Consider the following 6,502-nt stretch of genomic DNA (forward strand, 5'->3'; position numbering starts at 1 on the left):
GGCGTCGTTAGCGTCGACGACATGAGCAAGCTACGAATCCTCGCCGCCCTCACAGTGTCGACGTCCCTGCTGGTCGCCGGGTGCTCGTCGACCGATCAGCCGTCGACCGTCGAGCCGAGCACCACCGCACCCTCGAGCGGAACCATCGAGACCGACGACGTTCAGGCAGCATTGGACGCACTGGTCGACGCCGGTTCCGTCGCCGCGGTCGCGCAGGTACGCGACGGCGAGAGTTCGTGGTCGGGAGCCGCAGGGCTCGTCGAGCGCGACGGCACCGAGGCGGCGTCGGCCGACGACCCGGTCCGGATCGCCAGCGTCACCAAGGCGATGGTTGCGGCCGTCGTGCTGCAACTGGTCGACGAGGGGAAACTCGAGCTCGATCAGCAGGTGGACGAGTTGCTTCCCGGGGTGCTACCCAAGCCGGTGACCGTCCGTCAACTGCTCGATCACACCAGTGGGGTTCCGGACTACTTCACCGGATTCGACTCTGCGGAGCAGATTGCCGCCCGTGCGAACGACGCCGTCGCCGACGACGAGTTGATCGCGCAGGCTCTGGCCATGCCCTGGACGAGCGAGCCAGGCCAGGAGTTCAGCTACGCGAACACCAACTATGTTCTTCTCGGACGGATCGTCGCCGAACTGGACGGCAAGTCCATCGGACAAGCGTTGCAGGACAGGATCTTCGATCCGCTGGAGATGGCCGACACGACGTACCCCACCGATTCCGCTCTGGACGAGAACGCGTTGCACGGCTATGTCCTCGAGAACGGAACCTACACCGACGTCACCGATTACGACGCCGGCATCTGGTCATCCGGTGCCGCCGTGGTCTCGACCGTCGGCGACATGAACACCTTCTTCAGAGCACTCTTCGACGGCACACTGATCCCGCAGAACCTTATCGACGAGATGCAGGTCGTGACGCCGTCGACGTACGGACTCGGTCTGCTGCTGGGCGGAGACACGTGCAACCCGGGTTCGGGTGAGCTGGTGTTCGGCAACCGCGGCAACGGCTTCGGCTACCGCACCTACGCGTTCTCGAGCCCGGACGGTCAGCGTCAGGTATCGATGGCCTGGACCACGGCCGGTCCCAACCCGGCCGCCGATCCACTCGAACAGCCTGCCTCCGAAGCATTGATCGCCGGACTCACCTCCACCTGTCCGGCGTAGCACTCACAGCACACTCACCCAGCCGTGCACTTCGTCGCTGGTGAGCGCGGCCTGGTGACGCTTTCGCAGGGTGAGCGTCACCAGGCCCGACTCCTTCGTTCCTATTGCGCGACCGTCGATTTCGTACACCGGGGCAACTCCCGCCGAGGTGCCGCAGACGAAGACCTCGTCGGCGATGTACAGCTCGGTGAGGTCGACGGTGCGCTCCTGAACCGTCAGCCCCTCTTCACGCGCGAGCGTCAGGAGCGTCCGACGGTTGATGCCGTCGAGGATGTCACTGGTGACGTCAGGGGTGATGAGCGTTCCATTACGGACGAGGAAGATGTTCGCGGCACTGAGCTCACAGACGTGACCGTTGATGTCGAGGAAGATGCAGTCGTCGAAGCCACTGTCGATCGCATCCTGTTTGGCCAGAACAGAATTGACGTAGGCTCCGTTCACCTTGGCGCGCGAGGGAATGGCGTTGTCCGGGATGCGTCGCCACACACTCGTTTTCAGACGCATTCCGTTCTGCGGAACGATGGGGGTGGCGTCGTACAGGAAGATGGACACGGTGGTGTGCAGGCCCCGCACGCGCGTTCCAGGAATCGACTCGTCCACGTGGACGGTGGCCCGAACGTAGACCTCGGTCGTCGGAGCGTTGGCGGCGACCACGTCGCGCGTCGCCTGGACGAACCTCTCGAAGGTCCACTGCGACGCGAAGGTGTCGATGCCGATGATCTTGCACGACTCGACCAGCCGCTGATAATGGTCGAGCAACCGAAACGCGGTACGCCGATCACCGTCCACCTGCACCGGAAAGACGGTGTAGACACTGAGACCGTACAGAACGGCCGAAGTTGCCACTCCGAGCGTCGCGTCCTGCGCGTCGACCAGACGGTCGCCGAAATACACCTTCGAGTGTGGAAGAGCCATGTGGCGATGCTAGCCGCCCATCGAATGCGGGCGACAACGGTTTTTCTTCTCTATCGTCGAGTGCATGAGCGCACGCACCGTACCGACCCGAACCCTGTGGAACGACGGCCCCGAAGTCGGTGCCATAGGCCTCGGATGCATGGGGATGACCTGGGCATACAAGGCCGACGATCAGACGCAGAGCCCCGATCGAGTGATCGGTCATGCCCTCGATCTGGGTGTGAACTTCATCGACACGGCCGATGTGTACGGGCCGTTCACCAACGAGGAAGTTGTCGGAAAAGCCATCGGGAACCGGCGTGACGAGGTGATCCTCGCGACCAAGGGCGGTCTCGTCTCCCACGTCGGCGACGCCGGTGAACCCGTCATTTCGGGCCCCAACGGCAAGCCCGATCACCTTCGGCAGGCCATCGACGATTCGCTGCGCCGCTTGGGCGTCGACCATATCGATCTGTACTACCTCCACCGTCCGGACCCAGAAGTGAACGTGGAGGACAGCATCGGCGCGATGGCTGAGGCCGTGCAGGCAGGAAAGGTGCGTGCACTGGGGGTCTCGGAATTCAGCGTCGAGCAGCTGGATCGAGCCCAGCAGGTGCATCCGATTTCGGCGGTGCAGTCGGAGTTGTCGCTGTGGACACGCGATCACCTTGCCACGTCGCTGAAGTGGACGCAGGACAACGGTGCGGCGTTCGTCCCGTTCTCACCGTTGGGCCGCGGATTCCTCACCGGCAACTTCCGCGGAACCACCCCTGCCGCAGACGATTTCCGATCGCGATTGCCACGCTTCAGCCAGGACAACCTCGATGCGAACCTCGTGATCGTCGACGCCATCGCGGGTGTCGCCGACGACCTCGGTGCGACGCCTGCACAGGTGGCCTTGGCCTGGGTTCTTGCGCAGGGCGAGCACGTGGTGCCGATTCCCGGTACTCGACGCACGTCGCGTCTCGACGAGAACGCAGGAGCGGCGACGCTGACCTTGAGCCCGGATCACCTTGCGGCACTGGACGCTCTGCCTGCACCCGCCGGTAGTCGCTATTGAGATCGTCCGCGTCGACCCTGCCGCCGATCGGGGGCTCGCCGAACGGATTCTCGCGGTGCAGAAGAGTTCGTATGCAGTCGAGGCGCGACTGATCGGCGACGAGCGAATCCCGCTGCTGCACGAGTCGGTGGACGATCTGTGCGCTGCGCAGGTCCACTGGCTCGTCGCGCAGGACCAGCACGACATCCTCGGGGCTGCAGCGTGGTCCGAGGCTGAGATCGACCGCCTGGTCGTTGCTCCATACGCCCATCGGCGAGGCATCGGTAGGGCATTGGTCGGCACAATGCTGGAATCGATTGTCGCACAACGCGTGCGTGTGGCCACCGGGCGAGACAATCCACCGGCACGCACGTTGTACGAGGCCTTCGGCTTCGTGCACACCGAGGACACTCAGGTACTGCCCGGGCTGTGGCTCGCCCGCTACGAACTCGTCCGCTGATCAGAGTCAACGGCTTTCGGTCCAGGGCCTGTCCCCACCCGACTCGGCGAGGATCATTCCGACGTTGGAGCGGTACCGAAGATGGGCCAGCAGATTTCGGTTGCGCTGAACGCATACGGCTCCGATGGCGTTGCGCCGAGGTAGTGTTCGCGGATCGGTCCTCGGCCGCTCACCAGTCGTTCGTTCACGTACGTCCCCAGGGCCGCGTAGCTGCGGTCGATACCCTCGTGACCGCCGGAGTGTGTGAGGACCGCGAACTGGGTCTCGGGTAGGACCTGGGCCCGGATACCGTCCGGAGGGTCCGCCGATCCTGGAGCTGCGACGAACAGCGTTGCTTCGCCCCGGGATTCGAGGAAGAGTGCCCGGTCGTACAGGCCGCCCGGCACGACCTCGGAGTCGTCGCCTTTCGCCGCGACTGCATCTCGCAGTTTCCCGACCGTCACCGCGAACCAGCTGTCGATCTCGGCGACCTCGATGGTGGTGCCGATGGACCACACGGCGAGGGCCGGCTCGAGGCGCAGTTCGATCTCGGCGGGTGCGTGCACGGGCGAGAGTAGTTCGCGCAGCGCGCCGACGGTATCGCGAGTGTGCTGTAGCTGCATCTCCATCCGTTCGAGATGACTCGTGAGGATCGCGGTGCGGGCCGCGGCGTCGTCTGCACTCAGCAGCGCCTTGATGTCCGGGATGGACATGCCGAGCGATCGGAATCGGCGAATGATGTGTGCGTGATCGACCTGGCTGGTGTCGTAGAAGCGGTAACCGGTGTGTGCGTCGACGAGAGTCGGTTCGAGGATCCCGATCTCGTGGTAGTGGCGTAGCGCTTTTCTGCTGAGGCTGGTCATCACTGCGAAGTCGCCGATCGAGACCTGTGCGCCCATGGCGTCCTCCTGTCCGTAGCACCGTTCGCGTTGTCGGTTGGGCCCATCGTGAAGTTTCCCCCTAGGGCAAGGTCAACAGGAAGCCGGGACCGAGTGTCGGGCACGGATACCGGTGCAGACCCAGTGTTGACATTCCCCTTGGGGGAAGCATCACCGTGGGGTCATGACAACAGAATGGGATGGACTCCCGGACAACGTGAAGACGTTCATGACCGCACTCGACGCCAGACAGGGCGCGCGAGCGCTCACCGTGTTCACCGCGGACGCCGTGGTGACCGATGAGGGCCACGACCACTCCGGCCGTGACGAGATCGAGGCATGGCTGACTGCCTCGGTCAGCGAGAGCGAATACACCTACACAACAGAGGTCACCGGGGCGACCACGACCGGCTCGACGGTCGACGTCGTGCAGCACCTGGAAGGCAACTTCCCCGGGGGAGTCGTCGACCTGCACTACCGCTTCACGCTGGACGGCGCGCTGATCGACCGCTTGGTGATCGAGCCATGAGCAAGCGATGGTTCATCACCGGTGGCACACCGGGCGGCTTCGGCATGGCCTACGCCGAGGTGGCGCTGGAGGCGGGAGACTGCGTGGTACTCACCGCCCGGCGTCCGGCGGAACTGACGTCGTGGGCCGACCAGTACGGTGACCGCGTTCTCGTCGTGCCCATGGATGTCACCGCCGCGGAACAGGTTGCACGAGCAGTACGAACAGCCGAAGAGCACTTCGGCGGTATCGACGTGCTGGTCAACAACGCCGGCCGCGGCTGGTACGGATCGATCGAGGGAATGAGCGAGACCTCGATACGGGCGATGTTCGAGCTGAATTTCTTCGCCGTACTGTCCGTGACCCGCGCAGTGCTACCAGGTATGCGCGCCCGCGGAAGCGGGTGGATCGTCAACGTGTCCTCGGTGGCCGGACTCGTGGCGGCGGTCGGATTCGGCTACTACAGCGCCACGAAATACGCGATCGAGGCCGTCACCGATGCGCTGCGCCAGGAGGTCGCCGAGCACGGCATCTCCGTGTTGGCGGTCGAACCAGGGGCTTTCCGCACGAACGCGTACGCCGGATTCGCCGAAGAGCCGGTCGCGGAGGTGATTCCGGAGTACCACGACATGGTGCAACAGGTGCGGGCAGCCTTCGTCGACATGAACGGGGTGCAACCGGGAGATCCGCATCGCGGTGCCCATGCGGTGATCGCAGCGATGACCCAGGACCCGCCGCCACGCCGACTGATCCTGGGCAACAGCGGGTACGACGCCGTCATCGACGCGTTGGAACAGAACCTGAGCGACATACGATCGAACGAGATACTCTCTCGTAGTGCGGATTTCCCCGCATAGCGGGACCGCCGAAGCAACGTACGACACCGAGCATCCGGCGCATCCGGGCCTGAATGTTGCTCGGATGGCGACGGATTCGAGGGTGGGCGTCGACTGGAGCCACCTCTCGAGCTGGGTCGATCTCTCGGCTTACAGCACGCCGCCCGTCCGGACGTGCGCGCACGCTCGACATGGCCGCGCGTTGCGCTGGCTTCAGGCAGGACTGTGCCCCGAGACTGGTTCGGACCGTCAGGCGGGTTGTCGTGGTTCCTCGTCGCCGGGGTCGTTGTGGTTGTCGGGTGGGTAGAGGACTTCTTCTGGGTGGTGGGCGTGGTTGATCAGGCCTCGGCGTGTGGGGTCCATTCCGGCGGGTGGGTGCCACAGTGTGCGGCCCGGGTAGCGATGTCGGGCTCCGGTTTTGGTGGTGGCCCACTTGCCGGGTCCGGTGCCGACGAGTGCGTGGTGCATGTCGCAGCCGAAGGTCAATCCGTCGATGTCGGTGTAGCCGCCGGTGTTCCAGTCGGTGACGTGGTGGGCTTGGCACCAGGTCGCAGGGCGGGTACAGGAGGGGAAGCTGCAGCCTCGGTCTCGGGCGATGAGCACGATGCGTTGGTCGGCGGAGGCGATGCGTTTCGAGCGGCCGAGGTACAGGGCTCGGCCGTGGTCGTCGAAGATGGTCAGGTAGTGGTGGGCGTGCGAGGCCATGCGGATCGCGTCGCGGATCGACACCCGTGATCC

The 6,502-nt window shown here is 64.7% G+C and carries 8 protein-coding genes; 5 read left to right on the plus strand and 3 right to left on the minus strand.

Features of this window, described 5'->3' with window-relative positions; all coding sequences use genetic code 11:
- Positions 1–21 precede the first annotated feature (21 nt).
- Positions 22–1,170: a serine hydrolase domain-containing protein gene (locus CH276_RS03090; RefSeq protein ID WP_094629278.1), complete on the plus strand. Its 1,149-nt coding sequence runs from the start codon at positions 22–24 to the stop codon at positions 1,168–1,170.
- Between the two features lie 3 nt (positions 1,171–1,173).
- Here CH276_RS03090 and CH276_RS03095 read toward each other — a convergent pair whose 3' ends face one another.
- Positions 1,174–2,085 carry an aminotransferase class IV gene (locus tag CH276_RS03095; protein WP_176459083.1) on the minus strand — a complete coding sequence of 304 codons (912 nt, stop codon included), beginning with the start codon at positions 2,083–2,085 and terminating at the stop codon, positions 1,174–1,176.
- Between the two features lie 64 nt (positions 2,086–2,149).
- Between CH276_RS03095 and CH276_RS03100 the strand changes: the two genes are divergently transcribed.
- Together CH276_RS03100 and CH276_RS03105 are read left to right on the plus strand one after the other, a co-directional pair.
- Positions 2,150–3,124 (plus strand): aldo/keto reductase, encoded by a 975-nt coding sequence (locus tag CH276_RS03100; RefSeq protein ID WP_094629277.1) that lies wholly within the window; start codon positions 2,150–2,152, stop codon positions 3,122–3,124.
- 55 nt (positions 3,125–3,179) lie between these two features.
- A complete protein-coding gene (locus CH276_RS03105) occupies positions 3,180–3,563 on the plus strand; it encodes a GNAT family N-acetyltransferase (RefSeq protein ID WP_176459084.1) in 384 nt (127 codons plus the stop codon).
- Positions 3,564–3,616: 53 nt separating this feature from the next.
- On the opposite strand, the gene CH276_RS03110 is transcribed toward CH276_RS03105, so the two are convergent.
- The gene (locus CH276_RS03110) at positions 3,617–4,441 is read right to left on the minus strand and encodes a MerR family transcriptional regulator (RefSeq protein WP_094629275.1); all 825 of its coding nucleotides are present in this window, start codon (positions 4,439–4,441) and stop codon (positions 3,617–3,619) included.
- 163 nt (positions 4,442–4,604) lie between these two features.
- Here CH276_RS03110 and CH276_RS03115 point away from each other — a divergent pair, with 163 nt between their 5' ends.
- Positions 4,605–4,949: a nuclear transport factor 2 family protein gene (locus CH276_RS03115; protein WP_254923904.1), complete on the plus strand. Its 345-nt coding sequence runs from the start codon at positions 4,605–4,607 to the stop codon at positions 4,947–4,949.
- The gene (locus CH276_RS03120; RefSeq protein ID WP_094629274.1) at positions 4,946–5,785 is read left to right on the plus strand and encodes an SDR family NAD(P)-dependent oxidoreductase; all 840 of its coding nucleotides are present in this window, start codon (positions 4,946–4,948) and stop codon (positions 5,783–5,785) included. Before CH276_RS03115 ends, CH276_RS03120 begins: the two co-directional genes overlap by 4 nt.
- Positions 5,786–6,013: 228 nt before the next feature.
- On the opposite strand, the gene CH276_RS03125 is transcribed toward CH276_RS03120, so the two are convergent.
- Positions 6,014–6,502: HNH endonuclease signature motif containing protein (locus CH276_RS03125; RefSeq protein WP_141214656.1), on the minus strand; the 489-nt coding region annotated here is incomplete at its 5' end.

Origin of the sequence: Rhodococcus sp. 06-470-2 (genome assembly GCF_002258235.1) — a bacterium.
In the GTDB taxonomy this organism is placed as follows: domain Bacteria; phylum Actinomycetota; class Actinomycetes; order Mycobacteriales; family Mycobacteriaceae; genus Rhodococcoides.

What these genes read in the sequence shown, in the direction of transcription:
- CH276_RS03090 (WP_094629278.1), top strand. Translation starts at nt 22, where the DNA reads ATGAGCAAGCTACGAATCCTCGCCGCCCTCACAGTGTCGACGTCCCTG.
- CH276_RS03095 (WP_176459083.1), bottom strand. Translation starts at nt 2,085, where the DNA reads ATGGCTCTTCCACACTCGAAGGTGTATTTCGGCGACCGTCTGGTCGAC.
- CH276_RS03100 (WP_094629277.1), top strand. Translation starts at nt 2,150, where the DNA reads ATGAGCGCACGCACCGTACCGACCCGAACCCTGTGGAACGACGGCCCC.
- CH276_RS03110 (WP_094629275.1), bottom strand. Translation starts at nt 4,441, where the DNA reads ATGGGCGCACAGGTCTCGATCGGCGACTTCGCAGTGATGACCAGCCTC.
- CH276_RS03115 (WP_254923904.1), top strand. Translation starts at nt 4,605, where the DNA reads ATGACAACAGAATGGGATGGACTCCCGGACAACGTGAAGACGTTCATG.
- CH276_RS03120 (WP_094629274.1), top strand. Translation starts at nt 4,946, where the DNA reads ATGAGCAAGCGATGGTTCATCACCGGTGGCACACCGGGCGGCTTCGGC.